Genomic DNA, 23,328 nt, shown 5'->3' with positions numbered 1-23,328 from the left:
TGGAGAAGAGGGGAAAAGTAGTGGAGATTGAAGTGAAAAAAGCGACTGAAATGGCACAAACAGAATTAATTGAAATCTTTCAAGAACGGGTAGCCGTTTTTGTCGTGGAACAAGAATGTCCATATCAAGAAGTGGATGAATATGATGCGGTAGCGTGGCATGTTTTGTTGAAGGATGAAGGTAAATTAAAGGCTTATGCCCGTATCATCGAAAAAGAAGATCATGTAACTTTTGGTCGGGTCTTAGTAGTTAAAGCTTATCGCGGTGAAAAATGGGGCAAAAAAATAGTAGCAGCTGCGATTGAAGAAACCAAAAAACGTTTTCCCGATAGAAAGATCCAAATTTCAGGACAGGCCTACTTGAAAAAATTCTATCAGTCGTTTGGTTTTGAGATTGTATCAGATATATATTTAGAGGATGGTATTCCTCATTTGGAGTTAATTTTAAATGATTGAACTTTTGAATGCAGAATATATGACGGCGGTGATGACTATTTGGTTGGAAAGTAATCTGGCTGTCCATAATTATATCCCAGCAGTTTATTGGTGGAACAAGTTTGATGACGTAAAGAGCACATTGAAAGAATCGGAAGTTTATATCTATCGTCAAGCAGATGAAGTCCTTGGCTTTGTAGGTGTACAGGAAGATTATTTGGCTGGGATATTTGTCGATAAAGAACATCGTAGTGAAGGAATCGGTCAGCAATTATTAAATGAAATGAAGCAAAAGCATTCACAATTATTACTGAATGTTTATCAAAAAAATCAAAGAGCAATCGATTTTTATTTGCGTGAAGGATTCCAAAAGATTGAAAAGCAAATAGACGAAGTAACCGGTGAACCAGAATGGTCGATGCAATGGGAGAAATAGTTTAACACACCTCATTATTGAAAGTGAGGTGTTTTTTTGTTGTGGTGGCTATTTATTAAACGAAAAATCGATAAAAGGTTGTTACAAAAAAACGACCGAGTCGGCTCGGTCGTTTCTTACTATTCAATAATCAAGACGCCATCTTTAATGCTTAATGGATTCTTTTCGTTGATGTGGTCATAGAACATTACGCCATTCAAATGATCAATTTCATGCTGTACCACGATGGCTTGATAATTTTTTAAGCGAATTTTATGTTTTTCCCCTTGTTCGTCAAAATAAGTTAGGGTAATTCTGGCTGGACGTACCACATATCCGGGTACTTCACGGTCAACAGATAGACAGCCTTCGCCTTCACCTAGAGCTGCTTCTTGGACAGAATGGCTCAAGATTTTTGGATTATACATCACAACACTGAGTTCGTCCTCTGATTTTTCGGGGTCGATGCTGGGTACATGGACAGCAATGATTCTTTTAGAAATATCTAGCTGTGGTGCGGCTAAACCAACGCCACCGCGTAAATGCATTTCTTTAGATTTTTCTGGATCTTGGCTATTTTTTAGAAATTGGATCATTTCCGCTCCTAGTTTTATTTCTTCTTCACTAGGTGGAAGTGGAATTTCTTTGGCTACCGCTCTTAAGGTAGGATGGCCTTCTCTAATAATATCATCCATTGTAATCATGGATCTGACTCCTCTCGAATGTTTTTCACCAATCTAGTTTAGCACAAAACTGAATCGGCGCCAAAAACTTCTTTTTATAGGGGAAAAATGTTGATTCCATTGGGCACTAGCTTGCATTTTCATATTAAATCAAGTAAAGTATTAGAGTGTGCGAAAGCACCGCTGCCTATCACTTGGTTGGACGATTCACCAACGTTTTACTCAGTCATAGGAAAAAATCAGAAAGAGGTGAAAAACATGGCATTTTCAAAAGAACGCAAAAACGAAATCATCAGTGAATATGCACGCCATGAAGGAGACACTGGTTCTCCAGAAGTACAAATCGCTGTATTGACGGCAGAAATTAATCATTTGAATGAACACGCACGTGTCCACAAGAAAGACCACCATTCTTACCGTGGTTTGATGAAAAAAGTTGGTCATCGTCGTAACTTGTTAGCTTACTTACGTAAAACTGACGTTCAACGTTACCGCGAATTAATCCAACGCTTAGGACTACGTCGTTAATTTTAAGCCAATTAGGAGTGGAAGCAATAATTTTTATTGTTTCGCTCCTATTTCATTATTAAAGTAATAATTTTTCAAAGAAAAATTAATCTGATTTTCAAACGGATACCATTCTACTAAGGCGGAGAAACGCCAAGAAGAACTGGCACCTATTTCATTATAATGAAGCCAATTTTAAAAAGACCATTTTTCTTCTATTGTAGAAGAATCAAAATATAAACATCCTTTCACTGATGATCGAACTTCTACTAACCAAATGAAAGTCGCGAAAGTTTCGCCGTTTCCATTTGTTTAGTAGATCCCATGAGTGCAGAAGGAAAAAAAGGAGAAATACATGTCATCAGAAAAACAAGTTTTTAAAACAACTTGGGGCGGACGTCCCTTGGAAGTTGAAGTTGGCCAACTAGCAAAACAAGCCAACGGTGCTGTCTTAGTACGTTATGGGGATACAGTCGTTTTGAGTGCCGCAGTTGCCTCAAAAGAAGCGAAGAACTTCGACTTTTTCCCATTAACGATTAACTATGAAGAAAAAATGTATGCAGTTGGTAAAATTCCTGGTGGATTTATCAAACGTGAAGGTCGTCCAAGTACCGATGCGACATTAACTGCGCGTTTAATTGACCGTCCGATTCGTCCAATGTTCGCAGAAGGATTCCGTAATGAAGTCCAAGTAACCAATATTGTAATGAGTGTGGAGCAAGATAACTCTCCAGCCATGGCAGCGATGTTTGGTTCATCTTTAGCTTTAGCAATTTCTGACATTCCTTTTGAAGGTCCGATTGCTGGTGTTGAAGTAGGTCGTGTCGATGGTGAGTATGTCTTGAATCCAACAACGGATCAAGCGGCTGCATCTGATATTGATTTAACCGTAGCTGGTACTAAAAAAGCCATCAACATGGTGGAATCTGGTGCTAAAGAAGCTTCAGAAGAAGATATGCTTGGCGCATTATTATTTGGTTTTGAAGCGATTAAAGAAATGGTTGCTTTCCAAAGCGAAATCGTAGCTGCTGTTGGTCAAGAAAAAATGGAAATTGATTTATTACAAGTCAATCCTGAATTGAAAAAAGAAATCTTCGACGAGTATTACCAAACAATGAAAACGGCTGTATTAACAGAAGAAAAATTAGCTCGTGAAGATGAAATTCATAAAGTCAAAGAAACAGTTATCGAAGTTTATGCAGAAAAATTTGCAGAAGCTGAAGATGTAGAATCATTGGCAAAAGAAGTGAAACAAATTGCTGAAGACCTTGAAAAAGATGTTGTGCGTGAATTAATCACGATCGACAAAATTCGTCCTGATGGTCGTAAACTAGATGAAATTCGTGCTTTAGATGCAGAAGTTGGTTTATTACCACGGGTTCACGGTTCTGGTTTATTTACCCGCGGACAAACTCAAGCATTATCAGCTGCTACTTTAGCACCATTAGGTGAGCATCAAATTATTGATGGCTTAGGTGTGGAAGATAGTAAACGATTCATCCATCATTATAATTTCCCACAATTTTCAGTGGGTTCAACTGGTCGAGCTGGCTCCCCTGGTCGTCGTGAAATTGGTCACGGTGCTTTAGGTGAACGTGCGTTGGCACAAGTAATTCCAAGTGAAGAGGATTTCCCTTATACTATTCGTTTAGTGGCGGAAGTTTTAGAATCAAATGGTTCTTCTTCGCAAGCAAGTATTTCAGCTGGGACTTTGGCTTTAATGGATGCTGGTGTGCCGATTAAAGCACCAGTTGCCGGAATTGCGATGGGACTTGTTTCTGATGGTGAAAATTATACAATCTTGACTGATATTCAAGGTTTAGAAGATCACTTAGGCGACATGGACTTTAAAGTTGCTGGAACAAAAGACGGAATTACAGCCTTACAAATGGATATTAAAATCCAAGGAATCACGGAACAAATCTTAAAAGAAGCTTTGGACCAAGCGAAAAAAGCTCGTTTTGAAATTTTAGAAGTGTTAACTGAAACAATTGCTGAACCTCGTAAAGAGTTAAGCCCATATGCACCGAAGATTGAAATGATCAAAATTGATCCAGCCAAAATCAAAGATGTTATCGGTAAAGGTGGCGACACAATTAACGGCATCATCGAAGAAACTGGCGTGAAAATTGATATCGATCAAGAAGGTAATGTAAGTATCGCTTCAGCTGATGCTGATATGATTAAAAAAGCCATCAAGATCATTGAAGAATTAACTAAAGAAGTTAAAGTTGGCGAAGTATACTTAGGTAAAGTTGTCCGCATTGAAAAATTTGGCGCCTTCGTGAACTTGATTAAAGGCAAAGATGCTTTGGTTCATATTTCTCAACTGGCAAACGAGCGAGTTGGTAAAGTTGAAGATGTGGTGAAACTTGGCGATGAAGTCTTAGTGAAAGTCACAGAAATCGACCGTCAAGGCCGTGTGAATGCTTCTCGTAAAGTCTTATTAGAAAAAGACGAAGAGAAGAAAGAAGACAAATAAGAATATTCTCTCATATCGCTTAATTTTCTTTGACAAATGGCAAAATTACGGTGATAATACATTGTGTTTTAGGGGAGTAGCGACATAGTTTTGACTATGCTTTTAGATCAACAATATCAAGTGTGATTACCACACTGGTCTAGAGGAGCAATTTGCAAGACCTAAACAAGCAGCCTGCTGTTTGTTTAGGTCTTTTTTTATAATCGAGGAGGAAGATTATTTTGGAGAAAACAAATCATAGCCAGAAGAAAAAGCTTTCCGTTGCGGGACTTTTGATTGCGATGGGTGTGGTATACGGTGATATTGGAACGAGCCCACTCTATGTAATGAAAGCAATTTTAAATGAACAGGGCGGCCTTGGTAGTGTCACCAATGACTTCGTAATTGGTGTTGTTTCACTAGTCTTTTGGACAGTCATGTTATTAACGACTGTAAAATACGTGATTATTGCTTTGAATGCAGATAACCATGGTGAAGGTGGGATCTTCTCTCTCTATGCTTTGGTTAGAAAAGGCGGAAAATATTTAATTGTACCTGCTATGATTGGTGGCGCCGCTTTGTTGGCCGATGGTGTCTTAACACCAGCAGTAACAGTCACGACAGCGATTGAAGGTTTGCGGGGAATTCCAGAATTTTCGGCGCACTTCGGGATGGATCAAAATATTATTGTCGTGATTACTTTGGTGATTTTATTGGTCTTATTCTTTATTCAACGTTTTGGAACTGAATTGGTAGGTCGTGCTTTTGGACCGATTATGTTGTTATGGTTCACTTTTTTAGGCGTGATGGGCTTGATGAATATTCCGTATGATTTTTCCGTGGTTAAAGCCATCAATCCTTATTATGCTCTTCATTTATTGTTTAGCCCGGATAACAAAGCCGGCATCTTTATTTTAGGTAGTATTTTTCTAGCAACTACGGGTGCGGAAGCTCTGTATTCAGATATGGGACATGTAGGCAAGAAAAATATTCGTTTTAGTTGGCCATACGTGATGGCGTGTTTGACTTTAAATTATGCTGGTCAAGCGGCTTGGATGATTCATTCAAAAGGAAATGTGAATCTTTATCAAGTAGAAGAATTAAATCCATTTTTCCAAATTCTACCAGATGGTTGGATTATTTTCGGGGTTGTTTTTGCGACGATTGCGGCAATTATCGCCTCTCAGGCCTTGATTTCTGGATCTTTTACCTTAGTCTCTGAAGCGATCAAATTAAAATTATTACCTCGTTTAAAAATTATGTATCCCGGCTCGTCGATCGGACAGATGTATATTCCAGCGATTAATTTGATTTTATGGTTGGCTTGTTCGTTGATTGTAGTGACCTTTAGAACTTCTAGTCACATGGAAGCGGCATATGGTCTATCGATTACAGTAACAATGTTAATGACAACTTTCTTGTTGTATCATTATATGCGGCAAAAAAATGTTTCTCGTTTATTGTCTTATTTAATGATTGTTTTCTTTGGTACTCTGGAAGGCTTCTTCTTTATTTCTAGTATTACTAAGTTTTTCCACGGTGGTTTTGTTGCTGTTGGTATGGCAGGTATAATTTTAATGGTAATGTATATCTGGCATCGTAGTAATCAAATTCAAGAAAACAATGCCGAAGAGGTTTCGTTAAAAGATTACTTACCGCAATTACAAGAATTGAAAGATGATAAACGTATTCCATATTACCAAACCAATGTCGTTTTCATGGTACCAAAATTAGAAAATGATCAGATTGGCAATCAATTTATTTATTCGATTTTAGATAAGCGTTTGAAGCGGGCAAAAGTTTACTGGTTTGTTAATGTGGAAGTAACCGATGAACCTTATACTAGAGAATATAGTATTGATATGATGGGTACAGATTTTATTGTCCAAGTGAAATTGTATCTAGGCTTTAGAATCTCTCAAGATGTGAATGTTTACTTGCGACAAATTATCCATGATTTAATGAGACAAGGGCGCTTAGATAAACAACCACAACATTATTCCTTGACACCAGGACGCCAAGTGGGGGATTTCCGATTTGTCTTGATTCAAGAAGAATTATCGACGGTAACCAATATTCCAAAATGGGATCGACAAATTATGCAGGCTCGTTTAGCAATTAAACGTTATGCCGTTTCACCAGAACGTTGGTTTGGAATTGAATATAGTGATGTTACTTACGAAACAGTACCGTTGGTTTTAGGTCAAGCGCGCAAAACTTGGTTGAAAGAACGGACATAAAAAAGATGCACAGTCTCTCTGATTATTCTTCAGAAAGACTGTGCATTATTTGTTTTTCAGCATGTTCTTGATTTTGTTCTTGATCTAATTTTTTTAAATGACGCATGGCTTTAAAATAAGAAGCTAGTAAAACAGCTACTGAACCCATCCAAGCTAGCGGAGGTGCAAAAGCAGCACCAGTATAACCAAATAATGGTGTTAAAATTAGAGCAGCAAAAGAGCGCATTATCAACTCCATAATTCCAGCAATTGTCGGTACTTTCGCTTGTCCCAAGCCTTGTAAGGTATAACGTAAAACAAAGAGAATCGCTAAAATCCAATAAAGAGAACCACTAATATTAAAATAGATTTGGGCTAATTGGAAAACTTTGACTTCACTACGGGCGACAAATAAATTAACTAAATGATCTCCAAAGAAAATCACGCCTAAACCAGCAAAAATACTAAAGCCAATGGTCATTATCAAACATTGTTTCACGCCTAATAAAATACGATCATATTTTTTTGCGCCAAAGTTTTGTGCAGTAAAAGTCGCCATTGTAATTCCAAAAGACATCATTGGTAAAATCGCAAACTGGTCAATTCGACTAGCTGTAGCTTGAGCCGCTACGACATTCGTACCTAAACTATTTAAAGCTGATTGTAAAATAACTGCTCCGATAGCAATAATTGATGATTGAAAACCCATCGGTAAAGCAGAATTTAAATGGATTCGAATTTCTTCTTTATCCCAAGTAAAATGTTTGCGACTAATTTGTAACAAGGGGATTTTCCTTTTGATGTAAACCACACACATTAAACTTGCAAAAACTTGGGCAATCACAGTGGCAAAACCTGCACCGGCTACGCCCATATGAAAATGAATAATAAAAATTAAATCCAATACAACATTCACCACTACTGCAATCGCTAAGAAAAATAGTGGGGTGCGGCTGTCACCTAAAGCACGAATCATATTAGACAGTAAGTTAAAAGCCATTGCCGCAAAAATTCCGGCTAAAATAATAGAAATAAATTGTTGCGCCTGGTCAATAATTTCTACCGGCGTCTGCATAAGCAATAATAAGGGCCGTAAAAAGATTAAGCTTAAAGCGGTTAAAACTACGGTCACGATCAGACTAATAATCACCGACGTAGCAAAACTTTTCCGAACAGCTAACGGATCTTTGGCCCCAAAACGCTGGGCTGTAATAATCGAAAGCCCTGCCGTTAAGCCTTGAGCAAAACCAATAATCAAAAAGTTTACCGATCCGGTAGCGCCAACTGCAGCCAATGCATCTTTGCCTAATGTTTGTCCGACAATTATCATATCCACCATACTGTAGAACTGTTGGAAAATATTTCCTACCAGCAAAGGTAAAGCAAAAAATAAGATTAATTTGGCAGGATTGCTATGGGTAAGATCTTTCATTATCTACTCCTTTTTGAGTGAAATCATTTTTGGTTCTACTGATATTACCACAGACTTTTCTGAATGCAAGGGTTATGAAAAAGTTTTTGAAAATTAATTGACATTAACACAGTGTCAACGTTTACAATAGAATAAACAAAGGGGGAAGCGTAATGTTTAAGATTAAACAATTTTCAAAACTGTCAGGAACCAGTAGTCGTATGTTACGTCATTATGAAAAAATGGATTTATTGAAACCCGCTAAAATTGATCCTGATAATAACTATCGTTATTATCAGGCAGAACAATTAACCACCGTCAATAAAATCAAGAAGCTCCAGTCATTTGGTTTTTCGCTGGCTTTAATCAAGGAAATTTTAAACCAAGAAAATCCGGTTGATCTTGAGAAATATTTATACACCCGACAGCAAGAGTTGGCAGAGGAATTAGCAGTCATTACCCAGCAAAAAGATAGTTTGGCTCAAATTCAAGCAGAGTTGGATGACCGTCAAAACTTACTAGATTACCATGTGGTCTTAAAAGAATTACCCGCTCGTAAAGTCATGAGTATTCGAAAAGTCATTGCAGATGCCAGCGGTGAAAGCGAATTGTGGCAAACACTTGGAGCAGCTGCTGAAGCTCAAAAAGTTCAATTTAGTTCACCGCCGGTGGGGATTAGTATCTATCACGACGAAGAATACCAAGATCAACAGATTGATTTAGAATTGCAAAGTACGGTTGTTGGTGACTATTCAGATATGGAAGAAGTCAAATTTTTTGTAGCTCCAGCCATAAAAACAGCTTCGGTAACATTTCAAGGATCCTATGGACAAATGCCACAAGTAATGAATGCATTGGCTCGTTGGTTGGAAACCCAGGATTACGAAATGGCTGGACCGATGTTTAATACTAATCATGTCTCCCCTGCGCAAACGCCTGATCCAGAAAAATGGGTGACAGAAGCCTGTCTCGTTTTAAAATAAAGGAGGAAAAATAATGGCAAGAGCACGTACAAAATCAGAATTACTTAGCTTTTCTCAAGAGAATTACGACAAACTATTTACTTTGATTGACAGTCTGACGCCAGCAGAGCAAGTAGGCATTTTCCCATTCGAAGATCGCGATCGTAATATTCGCGATGTCCTAATTCATCTCTATGAATGGCACCAATTATTGTTGACTTTCATTGCTGAGAATCAAAAGAGCGAGCAGGTGGTTCCCTTTTTACCCGCTCCTTATAATTGGAAAAATTATGGTGAAATGAATCTGGTCTTTTGGGAAAAACACCAAACGACTGAACTGGCGGATGCCAAGAAAATGCTGTCGAAGAGTCACCAAGCGTTGATGGACTTGGTAGCGAATTTTTCTGAAGAAGAACTATTCACCAAAAAATATTTTTCTTGGACCGGTAGCACTTCGTTAGGTAGTTATTGCGCGTCTTCCATGAGTAGTCATTATGAATGGGCTTTGAAGAAAATTCGCCAGTATAAAAAAACTTTAGCTAAGTAATAGATAAAGCCAATGAAATCTGTTCAATAAGATTTCATTGGCTTTTGTTTATTTTGGTTCTTTGATACTCTCAGGATCGATGCCTAAAGCCGCAGCCATGTCTTTATTAACATAGAACGCTAAATCTTTAGCAGACTCTACTGGCATATCTTCAGGATTCGCTTCACCATCTAAGATTTTTGCAGCCATTTCACCTGTTTGGTAGCCTAATGAAACATAATCTACGCCTAAAGTTACTAAGCCGCCTTCTTTAACTTGGTCAACGGAACCGGCAACTAACGGAATTTTTTTCTCTTTAACAACTTCGCCAACTACGGCAGCCGCACTGGCAAAAGTACTGTCAGTTGGGATGTAAATACCATCAGCATCATTGGCTACAGATTCTGTTGCTTGTTGGACATCGTTGGTATTTGATGCAGTCTTGATAGTAGTTTCGATACCCAATTCTTTTAAATATTCGGTTGCGACATCAATTTGCACTTGTGAGTTCACTTCACCGGAATTGTATAATAAGCCAATCTTCTTAGCATCAGGAACGACTGATAGCAATAGATCGATTTGTTTTTTGATGGGTGATAAATTAGTAGTTCCAGAAATGTTGGTACCAGGTTTGTCGTAACTTTTCACTAATTTTGCGGTTTTTAAATCTGTTACAGCAGTAACTAAAGTCGGAATATCTTGTGTTGCTGTGGCTAAACCTTGACCAGCTGGTGTGCCGATACCTAATAATAAATCAGGCTGGTCGGAAACTAATTTTTCGCTCATACTTTGTAAGTTTCCTTGATTACTTTGAGCATTTTGATATTCGATTTCTAGATTTTCACCTTCTGTATAGCCGTTTTCAGCTAATCCTTGGATGAAGCCTTCCCGTGATTCATCAAAAGAACCGTGCTCAACAGTTTGTAAAATACCGATTTTTTTAACTTCGCTTTTTTCATCGGCTTCACCTTGACCACAAGCTCCTAATACTAATAAACTTAACAATCCTAACCCCATTAACATTTTCTTCTTCATATACTTCTCTTCCTCTCCATAAAAAAATCACCCACTTAGAAAAACTAAATGGGTGATGAATCGACGAGAATAGATCGTACATGTTCAGCCATTTAGAATTTCTTCTACGTGGCTGGTGGTACGTTAAAATCCTTTAGCCATCATAGATAGATACAAAACTTCGGTAGTCTGCATCCATCTTGATGAATACAAACCTATCTAAAAAAGCTAAAGAAAAAGCGGTTATTCAGTTGTGAGTAGATTCTGTTTGTCATAAGAATGACCTCCAACTTGTAATTGCTCACTAGTATACATGATAAAAAATGAGATGTAAATAAGAAAAATGGAAATATTTTAATTTTAAACACAGAAAAACGACAACAGAATGAAACTTCTGTTGCCGTGGCTAATTGTTTTATCCTCTTTGGCGAATTTCGCTAGGTAATAAAATGGTTTGTCTAGTACCATCATCGTAAGCATATACTTCACTAGGAAATTCAGTTGAATACATAAAAGGTAAGTCGACGCCCATCTCAACACTATCATCATCTTGCGAAAAATGCATCGTGACATGGCCATTATTATTAATTACACCAAAAGAAAGCATATTGTTTAAAGGGATTACGCCTTTGATGTCTAAGTCAATAATATACCAGATACTATCGATTAATTCGCCAGGTAGACTGGATACAACTCCGACTGAGGCATAACGGCTGCGATTAGAATCAAATGTTTCAAACATTTTGTATCCTCCTTTGGATTAAATTTCTTTTCCAGAAATTTAATCAGATTTTTCAATGCGGATACCATTCTGAATGAGACGAACGGGTACCTTCATCTGCAAAAATTACTTATGTAGTGATTAATTTTATCCTGTTTAAGTAGAAAAAACAAATTTTTGGTTTCCAAATATAAAAAAAGCAGCTATCAAAAATGATAACTGCTTGGACTTTAAATTATTCAGCTTCTGTTGCGCCGATAACTTCTGGTTCAGCTGCTTCTGCTGGTGCATCAACTTCTTCAGCTGCTTGTGCTTCACTGATGTTTGCGATTTGTTCTTCAGGATCAGTAACCACAGTGTAGTCTGCATCCTTAGGTAGATCAGCAACAGTAATTGATTGGCCAATTTCTAAGTTGGTAATATCTACTTCAATGTTTTCTGGTAAGTTTGCTGGAGTAGCTGAAACAATAACTGTGTATGAAGTTTGGTTCAAGACACCGCCAGCTTTCACGCCAGCTGCTTCGCCGACTAAGCTTATTTCAGTTTCAACTTCAGTTTCTTCAGACATATTTACTGATAAGAATTCTGCGTGAGTTAATACACGTGTGAAAGTATCAGATTGTGTCGCATGTAATAAAGTGTTGATTTTTTTGCCGTTTAAATCTAAAGCAAAAACGGTATTCCCACCATTTTCTCTTAATGCTTTTGATAGTTCAGCTTCATCAATTGAGATTGATGTGCTTTCTACTTGGTAACCATAAACGACTGCTGGGATCTTACCTTCGTGACGTAGTTTGTTACGTAGGGAACGGGGACGAGTTGCTCTTTCTTCAACTTTCAATGTTACTGCCATAACCAAATTCCTCCTTAAAATAGACTGCCTGCTGGTTTGTCAGACAGATTTTTTAAGTGACGGTTATTCTCAGCACGTTGGCTTTGCGAGAACGCAAAAAGACAGCTTTTTACAGCTGCCTAAAAAAAGTCTAAATTCAACTTTCTCCACCAGGTCATTACGCTGTGTATGAGAAACCTTTGACATAATTATGTCGATTCACTTAAGATACAAAGTTAATTTCTTCGTATTAATTAATGTTAGGACACTTTGAGGTATTTTGCAAGGATAAATTACTCACTTTATTTTTTAAACCAGAAAAAAAGAGTTATAATAAAGCAAAAAAAGGAAGACCCATGCGTTTAGATAAAGTTATAGAAGAACAATTGCAGACGACTCGTAAAGCAATGAAGCGTTTGTTTTTAATGCATAAAGTTATAGTTGACGGTCAAATTGAGTGTAATCCAGCTCGCAATGTCGATAGCCAGCTGCATGAAATAATCGTTGATGGAGAAAGATTAGTCACCCAGCAGGTTTATTATTTGTTAAATAAGCCATTCGGTGTAGTGACGGCTAAAAAAGATGGGCAATTTCAGACAGTTACTGAGTTGGTGGCACCGATAGATTTTAGAGCCGAGCTTTATCCAGTGGGACGCTTAGATCGTGATACTACTGGTTTATTATTGCTGACGGATAATGGACAACTAGGCTATGATTTATTACAGCCAGGCTTAAAAGTGAGTAAAACCTATCAAGCAGAAATTAATGAGCGGGTTACTGAGGCTGATATTGCTGCTTTTGCTGAAGGGATTATTTTTGATGGCGGCATTGTTTGTCAGCCGGCAAAGTTAAAAATTTTGGCAACAACTGAAAAGTCCAGTAAAGTAGAATTAACGATTCAAGAAGGTAAGTTTCACCAAGTCAAAAAGATGTTTTTAGCACGTGGAAAAAAAGTTACAGCTTTAAAACGTGTGGCGATGGGACCTCTAGTCTTGCCGGCTGATTTAGCACCCGGCGATTACCGCAAGTTAACTGTGCAGGAGTTACAACAATTAAAAATATATTTTAGATAGAGGGAAAAAATGAAATACAACACATTATTATTTGATATCGATGACACATTGTTAGATTTTAAAGCTACTGAAGAAAAAGCCTTGAATCAATTATTTACAGAGTTAGAAGTGAGAAACTTACCGCAAGATAAAGCGGCATACAAATTGATGAACCAAGGATTTTGGCGGGATTATGAATTAGGAAAAATTACCCGTGAAGAATTATTAGCTACCCGTTTTAGCCGTTTCTTCAAAACTATTGGTCGAGAAATAAACGGTCCAGCAACGGAAGATCGCTACCGCCAATTATTAAACGCCGGACATGATTTAATGCCAGACAGTTTGACTGTCGTAGAAAAATTAAGTCAAACTGAAGCACTCTACATTGTGACCAATGGTGTCTCGACAACCCAACGGCAACGTCTAAGTGAATCAGGCTTAGAACCGTATTTTAAAAAGGTATTTATTTCTGAAGAATTAGGTACTCACAAACCAGAAAAAGCTTTTTTTGATCACGTATTTAATGAAATTCCACAAATTGATTTAACCAAAACGGTGATCATTGGCGACTCATTAACTTCTGATATTAAAGGTGGACAAATGGCAGGCATCGATACAATTTGGTTAAATAATTGGCAAGACTCTGCTGAAACAATTAAGCCAACTTATGAAATTACGCGCCTAACAGAACTTTATCCGCTTTTAGACATGAATTGATAGTAGTAATTCTTTATATTTTCGTTATAATAGATAGAATGAAAAAAACGAAAGAGGTTTTAAGTAGATGAGTACAAGGCCAATTATCATCGGGGTAACCGGCGGATCAGGTAGTGGAAAGACCAGCGTCAGTCGGGCAATTTACAATCATTTTCCCGATCATTCCATCATGATGTTGGAGCACGATTCTTATTACAAGGATCAAAGTCATTTAAGTTTTGAGGAGCGGTTAAAGACAAACTACGACCATCCTTTTGCTTTTGATACGGATTTATTAATCACTCATTTAGAAAAATTATTGAAATACGAAGCCATCGAAGTTCCCGTCTATGATTATGTGAACCATACTCGTTCGGAAGCAACCATTGTGGAAGAACCGAAGGAAGTCATTATCTTAGAAGGCATCTTAATTTTAGAGGACGAACGTTTACGAGATTTAATGGACATTAAAATCTATGTTGATACAGACGACGATATTCGGATTATTCGCCGAATCAAACGCGACATGGAAGAACGAGGACGGACACTAGATTCAGTCATTGGACAATATTTAGGTGTCGTCAAACCAATGTATCACCAGTTTATCGAACCTACCAAACGCTATTCTGATATTATTGTGCCAGAAGGCGGCGAAAACCATGTTGCGATTGATTTGATTGCAACGAAAGTAGCTACCTTTCTAAATCACGATTAGTCGAGAGAATTCTCGGCTTTTTATTTTGACTGTATTTTTGATTCATGAGATAGTACTTCAAAAAGGAAGTGCCCTTATGACAATGGTTTTTACGAATTTTCCAGTTAGTGATTTACAGAAATCTATCACTTTTTATCAGAAGTTGGGATTTAAATTGAATGAAGACATGCAAAACGAACAATCAGCTGCTATGATGTGGGACGATAATTTCTGGGTCATGTTATTGTCACACGAATTTTATCAACAATTTATCGGTGAAAAAAAATTGATTGATACCAAACAATACAATACTTCAATGACTGCTTTTAGCATGGATAATGTAGCGGAAGTAAAACAATTTGGAAAATTAGCTGCTGATAATGGCGGCAGTACTTTTCACCTAGAATTAGGTTTTTCTGAAGAACAATTGTATCAATTAGAAGTAGAAGATTTAGATGGTAATCAATTACAGCCCATTTGGATGAAAGTTTAATCAAAGGAAACACCTGACAAAGGTGACGATTCAAAGGAGTTAGATCAAAAAGCTAACTTATTAAGGTCGCTACAAAATTGTCAGGTGTTTTTTATAAAAAAACGATTCAGCCAAAAGACTGAATCGTTTAAGAAAATATCTTATAGGTAATATTTTTTAGCAACTGTTAAGTCATCGTTTAATTCATAAACTAAAGGTTGACCAGTTGGAATTTCTAAGTCCATGATGTCTTCATCAGAAATACCTTCAATATGTTTAGCTAAAGCGCGTAATGAATTACCGTGAGCTGCTACTAAAACAGTTTTGTTGTCTTTTAGAGCTGGAGCAATTTCATCTTGCCAGAAAGGTAAAGCTCTTTCTAAAGTAACTTTTAAGTTTTCGCCACCCGGCACGTCACGAGGATCTAAGTCAGCGTAACGACGATCGTTTGCTGCAGAACCTTCGTCAGTTGCTTCCATTAATGGAGGTAATACATCGTAAGAACGGCGCCAGATGTGTACTTGTTCATCACCATATTTTTCAGCAGTTTCTTTTTTGTTAAGACCTTGCAATTTACCATAATGACGTTCGTTTAAGCGCCAAGATTTAACAGTTGGAACCCAAAGTTGATCAGATTCTTCTAAAATATAGTTACAAGTTTTGATGGCACGAGTTAAAACTGAAGTATAAGCAATATCAAATTCGATACCCGCTTCTTTAATTTTACGTCCGCCTTCTTTTGCCTCTTCAACACCTTCTGGAGCTAAGTCAACATCTGCCCAACCAGTGAATTGATTTAATTTGTTCCATTCGCTTAATCCGTGACGAGAAAATACTAATTTTGGCATGGATAAATCTCTCCTTGTGTAATTTATTTCTGAAATTTTCATACTACCGCTACATTGTACAATTTTTTTGGTGAATTTGCTATTAATCTTAACAACTTAAATTTAAAAAAAGTTTTTATGGGACTTCAATTGTTTTTGGTCCGTCAGGTGTACCAACAATCACGCGAGCAATCATATCTAAGAACAATCCATGTTCGACTACGCCAACTGTCTGATCCAATTCATCTGCTAAAGCATGAGGATCTTCAATCACTTCAAGATTTAAGTCAATAATATAATGCCCACCGTCAGTTGTTAATATCTCACCGTTTTCTGTCCGACGCCAACCAGGATGATAGCCCTTATCTTGAAAATGGCGGAATAAGTTTTCACTACCAAAAGGAACAACTTCAACTGGTAACGGAAATTTACCCAATTGATCTACCACTTTACTCTCGTCAACAATCCAAATGACTTCATTAGAATAAGTTGCGACAATTTTTTCGAATAAAAGAGCGGCACCGCCACCTTTAATCCCATGAAAGTCTGAACTAATTTCATCAGCGCCGTCAATTACTAGGTCAACATGATCAACATCATCGATGGCTTTTAAAGGAATTCCCAACTCCAAAGCATGTTCTTCTGTTTTCAATGAAGTAACCACACCAATAATATTTAAACCTTCTTCTTTAACCCGACGTCCCAATTCTTTCACCATGTAATAGGCGGTTGAGCCAGTACCTAAACCGACAATCATGCCGTCCTTAACATATTTGGCACTTTCAAGGCCTACTAATTCTTTCAAGTTCATTTGAAAAATCCCACTTTCTATACGTTTTCCTTATTGTAACCGCTGTTACATGAAAAAAAAAGGAATACTTTCATTAAACAAGTAAAAAAATATTTTTCAAACTAAAAAAAAGCAGCAGAGCTTGTTGACAGCTAAAATGTCCCATGGTATGCTATCAAAGGTGCTTTGTGAACAGGTCTCTCAGAAAGAGACGTGCTGACTGTGTCAAGGTACGTTTGATAATGGATGCACAGATGATGCATTATTTTTTATCGCCAAAAAAGAACCACCTGGATGTGTGGGTCTAGTCATGGCGAATCGAGGAAGGAGGAACAAGGAATGCCTACAATTAATCAACTAGTACGTAAACCTCGTAAATCAAAGGTGGAAAAATCTAATTCACCAGCATTGAATAAAGGATATAACAGCTTTAAAAAAGTTCAAACGAATGTCAATTCACCTCAAAAGCGTGGGGTAGCAACTCGTGTCGGCACTATGACACCTAAAAAACCTAACTCAGCGTTACGTAAATATGCTCGTGTTCGTTTATCAAACTTAATCGAAGTTACAGCTTATATTCCAGGTATTGGTCACAACTTACAAGAACATAGCGTGGTATTACTACGTGGTGGACGTGTAAAAGACTTACCAGGGGTACGTTACCATATCGTTCGTGGTGCACTTGATACTGCCGGTGTTAACGATCGTAAACAAAGCCGTTCTAAATACGGTACTAAACGCCCTAAAGCGTAATTATTCGAACTAAAAAAATTGAACATATTTCTCGTAAGAAGGAGGAGAGTTATTCATGACTCGTAAAGGTGCAATTGCAAAACGCGATGTTTTGCCAGATCCTATGTACAATTCTAAGTTAGTAACTCGTCTGATCAACCGAGTAATGGTTGACGGCAAACGTGGTACTGCTGCGAATATCGTATATAGCGCATTTAATACAATTAAAGAATCTACAGGAAATGATCCATTGGAAGTTTTCGAACAAGCAATGGAAAACATCATGCCTGTCTTAGAAGTAAAAGCTCGTCGTGTCGGAGGTTCAAACTACCAAGTCCCTGTTGAAGTACGTCCAGAACGTCGTACAACATTAGGTCTTCGTTGGGTAGTTAACTATGCTCGTCTACGTGGCGAACATACTATGGAAGAACGTATGGCTAAAGAAATCATGGATGCAGCTAACAATACTGGTGCTTCTGTTAAAAAACGTGAAGACACTCATAAAATGGCTGAAGCCAACCGTGCGTTCGCTCACTATCGTTGGTAAGATCCTCTTTTGTAGACAACGTCAATCAAAAGACAAGACGCAATTTTTATTTCAATTAAGAGGGGAGAAACAAAAGAAATGCCAAGAGAATTTTCGCTAGAAAACACTCGTAACATCGGTATCATGGCCCATATTGATGCAGGTAAAACAACTGCAACAGAACGTATCTTATACTACACTGGTAAAATCCATAAAATTGGTGAAACGCATGAAGGTGCATCACAAATGGACTGGATGGAACAAGAACAAGAACGTGGTATTACGATTACTTCTGCAGCAACAACTGCACAATGGAAGGGTTATCGTATCAACATCATCGACACTCCTGGACACGTGGACTTCACTGTTGAAGTTGAACGTTCATTACGGGTATTAGATGGTGCGGTTACTGTCCTTGATGCACAATCAGGTGTAGAACCACAAACAGAAACTGTATGGCGTCAAGCGACTACTTACGGTGTTCCACGGATCGTATTTGCTAACAAAATGGATAAAATCGGTGCAGATTTCTTATACTCTGTAGAAACTTTGCATGACCGTTTACAAGCAAATGCTCATCCAATTCAATTACCAATCGGTGCAGAAGATGATTTCGAAGGTATCATTGACCTAGTCAAAATGAAAGCTGAAATGTACACAAACGATTTAGGTACTGAAATTGAAGAAACTGACATTCCTGCTGATTATGTAGATTTAGCAACTGAATGGCGCGAAAAATTAGTGGAAGCTGTAGCTGAAACTGATGAAGAACTAATGATGAAATATTTAGAAGGCGAAGAAATCACTGAGGAAGAATTGGTAAACGGTATCCGTCAAGCGACAGTTAACGTTGAATTCTACCCTGTATTGTGTGGTTCTGCTTTCAAAAATAAAGGGGTACAATTATTGCTAGATGCAGTACTTGCTTACTTACCTTCACCATTAGATATCGAATCTATCAAAGGAATCGATCCTAAAACTGAAGAAGAAGTTGAACGTCCAGCCGACGACAGCGCACCTTTCTCAGCTTTAGCATTTAAAGTTATGACTGACCCATTCGTAGGTCGTCTAACATTCTTCCGTGTTTACTCTGGTGTTTTACAATCAGGTTCATACGTACAAAACGCTACTAAAGGCAAACGTGAACGTGTTGGTCGTATCTTACAGATGCATGCTAACTCACGTTCTGAAATCTCTGAAGTTTACGCTGGAGATATCGCTGCTGCAGTTGGTTTGAAAGACACTACTACTGGGGATACTTTGTGTGATGAAAAACAACAAGTTATTCTTGAATCAATGGAATTCCCTGAACCAGTTATCGAAGTTGCGATTGAACCTAAATCAAAAGCTGACCAAGATAAAATGGGTGTCGCTTTACAAAAATTATCTGAAGAAGATCCTACTTTCCGCGCTGAAACAAACGTAGAAACTGGCGAAACGATCATCGCTGGTATGGGTGAACTTCACTTAGATATCATCGTTGACCGTATGCGTCGCGAATTTAAAGTAGAAGCTAACGTTGGTGCACCACAAGTATCTTACCGTGAAACATTCCGTCAAGGTACGCAAGCTGAAGGGAAATTTGTCCGTCAGTCTGGTGGTAAAGGTCAATACGGTCACGTATGGATTGAATTTGAACCAAACGAAGAAGGTGGCGGATTCGCATTCGAAAACGCAATCGTCGGTGGTGTGGTTCCTCGTGAATACATTCCTGCCGTTGAAGCTGGTTTGAAAGATGCTATGGAAAATGGTGTCTTAGCTGGTTACCCAATCGTAGACGTAAAAGCAAAACTTTATGATGGTTCATACCATGATGTCGATTCAAATGAAACTGCCTTCCGTGTAGCTGCTTCTATGGCACTACGGGCTGCAGCTAAAAAAGCAAACCCAGCAATCTTAGAACCAATCATGGCTGTTGAAGTAGTTATTCCAGAAGATTACTTAGGTGATGTAATGGGACACGTAACTGCTCGTCGTGGTCGGGTTGAAGGTATGGAAGCTCGTACTGGTGGCTTACAAGTCGTCCGTGCAATGGTTCCATTAGCTGAAATGTTCGGCTATGCAACTACTTTACGTTCAGCTACTCAAGGTCGTGGTGTCTTCACTATGACATTTGACCATTATGAAGCTGTACCAAAAGCTGTTCAAGAAGAAATTATTAAGAAAAACGGCGGAAAAGCTGAATAATTCTTAGAAATTTCTAGGAAAACAGTTGAATTTTGTCAAGAAAGCATTGCTTTTTTGCAAGTTTCAGATAAAATCTATAAATGATGATACGGGCTCACGCTGCTAGTCAGCGTGGACTTATCAGATAAAAAATATTATACATTCATCTAGGAGGAACATTTTTAAATGGCTAAAGAAAAATTTGACCGTTCAAAACCCCATGTAAACATTGGTACTATCGGACACGTTGACCATGGTAAAACTACTTTAACTGCTGCAATCACAACTGTACTTGCTAAAAAAGGCGGCGCAGAAGCAATGGATTACTCTCAAATCGATGGTGCTCCAGAAGAACGCGAACGTGGAATTACTATCAACACAGCTCACGTTGAGTACGAAACTGACGCACGTCACTATGCACACGTTGACTGCCCAGGACACGCGGACTACGTTAAAAACATGATCACTGGTGCTGCTCAAATGGATGGCGCGATCTTAGTAGTATCTGCTGCTGATGGCCCTATGCCTCAAACTCGTGAACATATCTTGTTATCTGGCCAAGTTGGCGTACCTTACATCGTTGTTTTCTTAAACAAAGTTGATATGGTTGATGACGAAGAATTATTAGAATTAGTTGAAATGGAAGTTCGTGACTTATTAACAGAATACGACTTCCCAGGTGATGACACTCCTGTTATCGCTGGCTCAGCTTTGAAAGCTCTTGAAGGCGAAGCTTCTTACGAAGAAAAAATCTTAGAATTAATGGCTGCTGTTGACGAATATATCCCAACACCAGTTCGTGATACTGACAAACCATTCATGATGCCAGTCGAAGATGTATTCTCAATCACTGGTCGTGGTACTGTTGCTACTGGACGTGTTGAACGTGGACAAGTTCGTGTTGGTGACGAAATCGAAATCGTAGGTATCGCTGAAGAAACTGCGAAAACAACTGTAACAGGTGTTGAAATGTTCCGTAAATTATTAGATTACGCTGAAGCTGGCGATAACATTGGTGCGTTATTACGTGGTGTTGCCCGTGAAGACATCCAACGTGGTCAAGTATTAGCTAAAACAGGTACAATCACACCTCATACAAAATTCTCTGCTGAAGTTTATGTATTGAGCAAAGAAGAAGGTGGACGTCATACACCATTCTTTACTAACTACCGCCCACAATTTTACTTCCGTACGACTGACGTAACTGGAGTAGTTGAATTACCAGAAGGAACTGAAATGGTAATGCCTGGCGATAACGTAACAATGGAAGTTGAATTAATCCACCCAATCGCTGTAGAAAATGGGACTAAATTCTCAATCCGTGAAGGCGGACGTACAGTTGGCGCTGGTGTTGTAACTAAGATCGAAGCTTAATTCTGTAAAACAAAGCAACATTATACTCGGACGCAAGATCGCTGATTTTTTCAGCGATCTTTTTTTTCGCTTGAAAAAAAATAAGGCAAGCTAAATAATTTTTATGAAAACGCTTGTATTTTTCGTTAATCCATTGTCTAATTAAATTATATGAAGGACGATGAGGTGTTTTTATGAACATATTAGTTTTATTTCCAATACTAATGGGTGCTGGACTAGGCATGCAAACAGCTGTAAATGCGAAATTGAGAACTTTTGTTGAATCTCCCTATTTAGCATCGGCAATTTCATTTACAATTGGCACGATTTTTTTATGTCTGATCACACTCATTAGCGGAAGTGATTTATTAGTAACGGCAAGTGTTTTTCGAGATAATCCAGCTTGGATTTGGATTGGTGGATTATTAGGGACGATCGGCTTAACGATTAATCTTTTATTATTTTCAAAATTGGGTGGTATTCAAGCAGCGGTATTACCAATTTTCGGACAAATAATTATGGGCGTAGTCATCGATCAGTTTGGTCTTTTCAATGCACCGCAATCGATTTTAACTGTAAAACGTGGATTGGGATTGATGCTGGTAGTTATCGGTGTCTTTGTAACTATTGGTATGATGAAGAGAAATAAATTAGTTAAAAAGCCAAGAGAACAACAATTGTTGCCTTGGCAAATCATTGGGGTTGCTGGCGGTATGCTAACAGCTTTGCAAGCTGCGATTAATGGGCAATTGGGCACTGTTCTTGGTTCCCCGATTCAGGCTGCAGCAATTTCATTTACGATTGGAGCGATAGTATTAATTATCGTCTCAATTATAACAAAAGCTGACTTTAATAAAATTCAATCTACCATTAAAAATAGTAAAGATAGTTGGTGGATTTGGATTGGTGGATTCTTAGGTAGCATTTATGTTTTCGGGATGGCATGGCTCGTTCCTAAAATTGGTACTGGACAAGTGGTAGTGATGGCTTTATTTGGTCAGTTATTATTTAGTGCATTGGTTGAAAATTTTGGTTTATTTCGTTCAATTAAAATACCCATCAATTCCTCTAAAGTAATGGGATTAGTAATTATGCTAACGGGGGTCTTGATCGTTCACTTTTTATAAACTGAGATTGAAGGAATAAAAAGATAATCAAAATGTCTATATAATAGAAGAAAAAATAGTTCTCTTTATAATTGTGTAAGAAAATTATCTAGAAGTTGTCTGGTAAGGGCAACTTCTTTTTTTGAAAAAAAGTTGATTGAGTTCCAAATTTCAGAAAAAAGCAATGAAAACACGATTTAACAAAGAAAAACCTTGCAATAGCAGTCGAATTATAATATACTCATAAAGGCGCTGTTTACGAAAGTGAAACAGCACTGGGGGTTCCGTTTGGAATCTACCGGCTTTGAAACGAGAGGTTGCGACACGCCCGGACGCTTTGCCACGGAAGGGCATGACGGAGATTTTCGTGGAGCTATGTCTACTTTTAAAATAGGCGAGGAGGGAAACAAGATGGCAAAACAAAAAATTCGTATCCGTTTAAAAGCGTATGAACATGGTATTTTAGACCAATCAGCGGATAAAATCGTAGAAACTGCAAAAAGAACTGGTGCTAGCGTGTCTGGTCCAATTCCATTACCAACTGAACGCAGTCTTTACACAGTTATTCGTGCGACTCATAAATACAAAGATTCACGCGAACAATTCGAAATGCGTACTCACAAACGTCTAATCGACATTGTGAACCCTACACCAAAAACAGTTGATGCTTTAATGAAGCTAGACTTACCATCAGGTGTAAACATTGAAATCAAACTATAATAAGAAATC

At 38.0% G+C, this 23,328-nt stretch carries 24 protein-coding genes; 17 read left to right on the top strand and 7 right to left on the bottom strand.

From position 1 onward, the window contains the following. Positions 1-20 precede the first annotated feature (20 nt). Together ACVWNY_RS11700 and ACVWNY_RS11695 are read left to right on the top strand one after the other, a co-directional pair. Positions 21-455 (top strand): GNAT family N-acetyltransferase, encoded by a 435-nt coding sequence (locus tag ACVWNY_RS11700; RefSeq protein ID WP_425514617.1) that lies wholly within the window; start codon positions 21-23, stop codon positions 453-455. Further along, positions 448-870 (top strand): GNAT family N-acetyltransferase, encoded by a 423-nt coding sequence (locus ACVWNY_RS11695; RefSeq protein ID WP_218326570.1) that lies wholly within the window; start codon positions 448-450, stop codon positions 868-870. The genes ACVWNY_RS11700 and ACVWNY_RS11695 overlap by 8 nt, the downstream gene beginning before the upstream one ends. A 119-nt stretch (positions 871-989) precedes the next feature. On the opposite strand, the gene def is transcribed toward ACVWNY_RS11695, so the two are convergent. After that, positions 990-1,553, bottom strand: a complete 564-nt coding sequence (def, locus tag ACVWNY_RS11690; protein WP_218326568.1) for a peptide deformylase — start codon at positions 1,551-1,553, stop codon at positions 990-992. A gap of 237 nt (positions 1,554-1,790) precedes the next feature. On the opposite strand from def, the gene rpsO reads away from it, so the two are divergent. From rpsO to ACVWNY_RS11675, 3 genes are all read left to right on the top strand, one after another. Beyond that, positions 1,791-2,060, top strand: coding sequence for a 30S ribosomal protein S15 (rpsO, locus tag ACVWNY_RS11685; protein ID WP_218326566.1), 270 nt, complete (start codon positions 1,791-1,793; stop codon positions 2,058-2,060). A 334-nt stretch (positions 2,061-2,394) separates the two neighbouring features. Continuing rightward, positions 2,395-4,521 (top strand): polyribonucleotide nucleotidyltransferase, encoded by a 2,127-nt coding sequence (gene pnp / locus ACVWNY_RS11680; protein WP_218326564.1) that lies wholly within the window; start codon positions 2,395-2,397, stop codon positions 4,519-4,521. A 218-nt stretch (positions 4,522-4,739) separates the two neighbouring features. After that, positions 4,740-6,740, top strand: coding sequence for a KUP/HAK/KT family potassium transporter (locus ACVWNY_RS11675; RefSeq protein WP_490338465.1), 2,001 nt, complete (start codon positions 4,740-4,742; stop codon positions 6,738-6,740). Between the two features lie 22 nt (positions 6,741-6,762). Here the strand turns inward: ACVWNY_RS11675 and ACVWNY_RS11670 are convergent, their stop codons facing one another. Further along, entirely contained in the window at positions 6,763-8,151 is a 1,389-nt protein-coding gene (locus ACVWNY_RS11670) for an MATE family efflux transporter (RefSeq protein WP_218326562.1), read from the bottom strand. Between the two features lie 152 nt (positions 8,152-8,303). Between ACVWNY_RS11670 and ACVWNY_RS11665 the strand changes: the two genes are divergently transcribed. Further along, positions 8,304-9,113: a MerR family transcriptional regulator gene (locus ACVWNY_RS11665; RefSeq protein WP_454071405.1), complete on the top strand. Its 810-nt coding sequence runs from the start codon at positions 8,304-8,306 to the stop codon at positions 9,111-9,113. 13 nt (positions 9,114-9,126) lie between these two features. After that, the gene (locus tag ACVWNY_RS11660) at positions 9,127-9,639 is read left to right on the top strand and encodes a ClbS/DfsB family four-helix bundle protein (RefSeq protein ID WP_218326558.1); all 513 of its coding nucleotides are present in this window, start codon (positions 9,127-9,129) and stop codon (positions 9,637-9,639) included. Between the two features lie 48 nt (positions 9,640-9,687). Here the strand turns inward: ACVWNY_RS11660 and ACVWNY_RS11655 are convergent, their stop codons facing one another. The 3 genes from ACVWNY_RS11655 to ACVWNY_RS11645 form a co-directional block, all read right to left on the bottom strand. After that, positions 9,688-10,653 carry an ABC transporter substrate-binding protein gene (locus tag ACVWNY_RS11655; protein ID WP_218326557.1) on the bottom strand — a complete coding sequence of 322 codons (966 nt, stop codon included), beginning with the start codon at positions 10,651-10,653 and terminating at the stop codon, positions 9,688-9,690. Between the two features lie 394 nt (positions 10,654-11,047). After that, positions 11,048-11,374 (bottom strand): DUF960 domain-containing protein, encoded by a 327-nt coding sequence (locus ACVWNY_RS11650; RefSeq protein ID WP_218326556.1) that lies wholly within the window; start codon positions 11,372-11,374, stop codon positions 11,048-11,050. A gap of 214 nt (positions 11,375-11,588) precedes the next feature. After that, positions 11,589-12,206: a 50S ribosomal protein L25/general stress protein Ctc gene (locus tag ACVWNY_RS11645; RefSeq protein WP_218326555.1), complete on the bottom strand. Its 618-nt coding sequence runs from the start codon at positions 12,204-12,206 to the stop codon at positions 11,589-11,591. 335 nt (positions 12,207-12,541) lie between these two features. Here ACVWNY_RS11645 and ACVWNY_RS11640 point away from each other — a divergent pair, with 335 nt between their 5' ends. The 4 genes from ACVWNY_RS11640 to ACVWNY_RS11625 all read left to right on the top strand — a co-directional run bounded on the left by ACVWNY_RS11640 (position 12,542) and on the right by ACVWNY_RS11625 (position 15,120). Beyond that, complete coding sequence (locus ACVWNY_RS11640; RefSeq protein ID WP_454071404.1) at positions 12,542-13,258, top strand: 16S rRNA pseudouridine(516) synthase; 717 nt, start codon at positions 12,542-12,544, stop codon at positions 13,256-13,258. A gap of 9 nt (positions 13,259-13,267) precedes the next feature. After that, positions 13,268-13,954: a YjjG family noncanonical pyrimidine nucleotidase gene (locus ACVWNY_RS11635; RefSeq protein WP_218326553.1), complete on the top strand. Its 687-nt coding sequence runs from the start codon at positions 13,268-13,270 to the stop codon at positions 13,952-13,954. Between the two features lie 67 nt (positions 13,955-14,021). Continuing rightward, positions 14,022-14,648 (top strand): uridine kinase, encoded by a 627-nt coding sequence (gene udk, locus ACVWNY_RS11630; protein ID WP_218326552.1) that lies wholly within the window; start codon positions 14,022-14,024, stop codon positions 14,646-14,648. Positions 14,649-14,724: 76 nt separating this feature from the next. Then, positions 14,725-15,120: a VOC family protein gene (locus tag ACVWNY_RS11625; RefSeq protein WP_246601498.1), complete on the top strand. Its 396-nt coding sequence runs from the start codon at positions 14,725-14,727 to the stop codon at positions 15,118-15,120. A gap of 140 nt (positions 15,121-15,260) precedes the next feature. Here the strand turns inward: ACVWNY_RS11625 and ACVWNY_RS11620 are convergent, their stop codons facing one another. Together ACVWNY_RS11620 and rpiA are read right to left on the bottom strand one after the other, a co-directional pair. Beyond that, positions 15,261-15,947 (bottom strand): 2,3-diphosphoglycerate-dependent phosphoglycerate mutase, encoded by a 687-nt coding sequence (locus ACVWNY_RS11620; protein WP_218326550.1) that lies wholly within the window; start codon positions 15,945-15,947, stop codon positions 15,261-15,263. 115 nt (positions 15,948-16,062) lie between these two features. Further along, complete coding sequence (gene rpiA / locus ACVWNY_RS11615; protein ID WP_218326548.1) at positions 16,063-16,737, bottom strand: ribose-5-phosphate isomerase RpiA; 675 nt, start codon at positions 16,735-16,737, stop codon at positions 16,063-16,065. Positions 16,738-17,055: 318 nt separating this feature from the next. On the opposite strand from rpiA, the gene rpsL reads away from it, so the two are divergent. The 6 genes from rpsL to rpsJ all read left to right on the top strand — a co-directional run bounded on the left by rpsL (position 17,056) and on the right by rpsJ (position 23,319). Next, on the top strand, positions 17,056-17,469 hold the full coding sequence (gene rpsL, locus ACVWNY_RS11610) for a 30S ribosomal protein S12 (protein WP_218326546.1): 414 nt from the start codon (positions 17,056-17,058) through the stop codon (positions 17,467-17,469). 55 nt (positions 17,470-17,524) lie between these two features. Next, positions 17,525-17,995: a 30S ribosomal protein S7 gene (gene rpsG, locus ACVWNY_RS11605; protein ID WP_218326544.1), complete on the top strand. Its 471-nt coding sequence runs from the start codon at positions 17,525-17,527 to the stop codon at positions 17,993-17,995. Positions 17,996-18,073: 78 nt separating this feature from the next. Further along, positions 18,074-20,161, top strand: a complete 2,088-nt coding sequence (fusA, locus tag ACVWNY_RS11600) for an elongation factor G (RefSeq protein WP_218326543.1) — start codon at positions 18,074-18,076, stop codon at positions 20,159-20,161. 165 nt (positions 20,162-20,326) lie between these two features. Further along, the gene (tuf, locus tag ACVWNY_RS11595) at positions 20,327-21,514 is read left to right on the top strand and encodes an elongation factor Tu (protein ID WP_218326541.1); all 1,188 of its coding nucleotides are present in this window, start codon (positions 20,327-20,329) and stop codon (positions 21,512-21,514) included. A gap of 173 nt (positions 21,515-21,687) precedes the next feature. Next, entirely contained in the window at positions 21,688-22,620 is a 933-nt protein-coding gene (locus ACVWNY_RS11590) for a DMT family transporter (protein WP_218326539.1), read from the top strand. A 390-nt stretch (positions 22,621-23,010) separates the two neighbouring features. Beyond that, a complete protein-coding gene (gene rpsJ, locus ACVWNY_RS11585) occupies positions 23,011-23,319 on the top strand; it encodes a 30S ribosomal protein S10 (protein WP_010756438.1) in 309 nt (102 codons plus the stop codon). Positions 23,320-23,328 lie beyond the last annotated feature (9 nt).

Source organism: Enterococcus sp. JNUCC 77 (genome assembly GCF_054819945.1).
This window is presented reverse-complemented; position numbering and strand designations above follow the sequence as displayed.

What these genes read in the sequence shown, in the direction of transcription:
- ACVWNY_RS11695 (WP_218326570.1), top strand. Translation starts at nt 448, where the DNA reads ATGATTGAACTTTTGAATGCAGAATATATGACGGCGGTGATGACTATT.
- def (WP_218326568.1), bottom strand. Translation starts at nt 1,553, where the DNA reads ATGATTACAATGGATGATATTATTAGAGAAGGCCATCCTACCTTAAGA.
- rpsO (WP_218326566.1), top strand. Translation starts at nt 1,791, where the DNA reads ATGGCATTTTCAAAAGAACGCAAAAACGAAATCATCAGTGAATATGCA.
- pnp (WP_218326564.1), top strand. Translation starts at nt 2,395, where the DNA reads ATGTCATCAGAAAAACAAGTTTTTAAAACAACTTGGGGCGGACGTCCC.
- ACVWNY_RS11670 (WP_218326562.1), bottom strand. Translation starts at nt 8,151, where the DNA reads ATGAAAGATCTTACCCATAGCAATCCTGCCAAATTAATCTTATTTTTT.
- ACVWNY_RS11665 (WP_454071405.1), top strand. Translation starts at nt 8,304, where the DNA reads ATGTTTAAGATTAAACAATTTTCAAAACTGTCAGGAACCAGTAGTCGT.
- ACVWNY_RS11660 (WP_218326558.1), top strand. Translation starts at nt 9,127, where the DNA reads ATGGCAAGAGCACGTACAAAATCAGAATTACTTAGCTTTTCTCAAGAG.
- ACVWNY_RS11655 (WP_218326557.1), bottom strand. Translation starts at nt 10,653, where the DNA reads ATGAAGAAGAAAATGTTAATGGGGTTAGGATTGTTAAGTTTATTAGTA.
- ACVWNY_RS11650 (WP_218326556.1), bottom strand. Translation starts at nt 11,374, where the DNA reads ATGTTTGAAACATTTGATTCTAATCGCAGCCGTTATGCCTCAGTCGGA.
- ACVWNY_RS11645 (WP_218326555.1), bottom strand. Translation starts at nt 12,206, where the DNA reads ATGGCAGTAACATTGAAAGTTGAAGAAAGAGCAACTCGTCCCCGTTCC.
- ACVWNY_RS11640 (WP_454071404.1), top strand. Translation starts at nt 12,542, where the DNA reads ATGCGTTTAGATAAAGTTATAGAAGAACAATTGCAGACGACTCGTAAA.
- ACVWNY_RS11635 (WP_218326553.1), top strand. Translation starts at nt 13,268, where the DNA reads ATGAAATACAACACATTATTATTTGATATCGATGACACATTGTTAGAT.
- udk (WP_218326552.1), top strand. Translation starts at nt 14,022, where the DNA reads ATGAGTACAAGGCCAATTATCATCGGGGTAACCGGCGGATCAGGTAGT.
- ACVWNY_RS11625 (WP_246601498.1), top strand. Translation starts at nt 14,725, where the DNA reads ATGACAATGGTTTTTACGAATTTTCCAGTTAGTGATTTACAGAAATCT.
- ACVWNY_RS11620 (WP_218326550.1), bottom strand. Translation starts at nt 15,947, where the DNA reads ATGCCAAAATTAGTATTTTCTCGTCACGGATTAAGCGAATGGAACAAA.
- rpiA (WP_218326548.1), bottom strand. Translation starts at nt 16,737, where the DNA reads ATGAACTTGAAAGAATTAGTAGGCCTTGAAAGTGCCAAATATGTTAAG.
- rpsL (WP_218326546.1), top strand. Translation starts at nt 17,056, where the DNA reads ATGCCTACAATTAATCAACTAGTACGTAAACCTCGTAAATCAAAGGTG.
- rpsG (WP_218326544.1), top strand. Translation starts at nt 17,525, where the DNA reads ATGACTCGTAAAGGTGCAATTGCAAAACGCGATGTTTTGCCAGATCCT.
- fusA (WP_218326543.1), top strand. Translation starts at nt 18,074, where the DNA reads ATGCCAAGAGAATTTTCGCTAGAAAACACTCGTAACATCGGTATCATG.
- tuf (WP_218326541.1), top strand. Translation starts at nt 20,327, where the DNA reads ATGGCTAAAGAAAAATTTGACCGTTCAAAACCCCATGTAAACATTGGT.
- ACVWNY_RS11590 (WP_218326539.1), top strand. Translation starts at nt 21,688, where the DNA reads ATGAACATATTAGTTTTATTTCCAATACTAATGGGTGCTGGACTAGGC.
- rpsJ (WP_010756438.1), top strand. Translation starts at nt 23,011, where the DNA reads ATGGCAAAACAAAAAATTCGTATCCGTTTAAAAGCGTATGAACATGGT.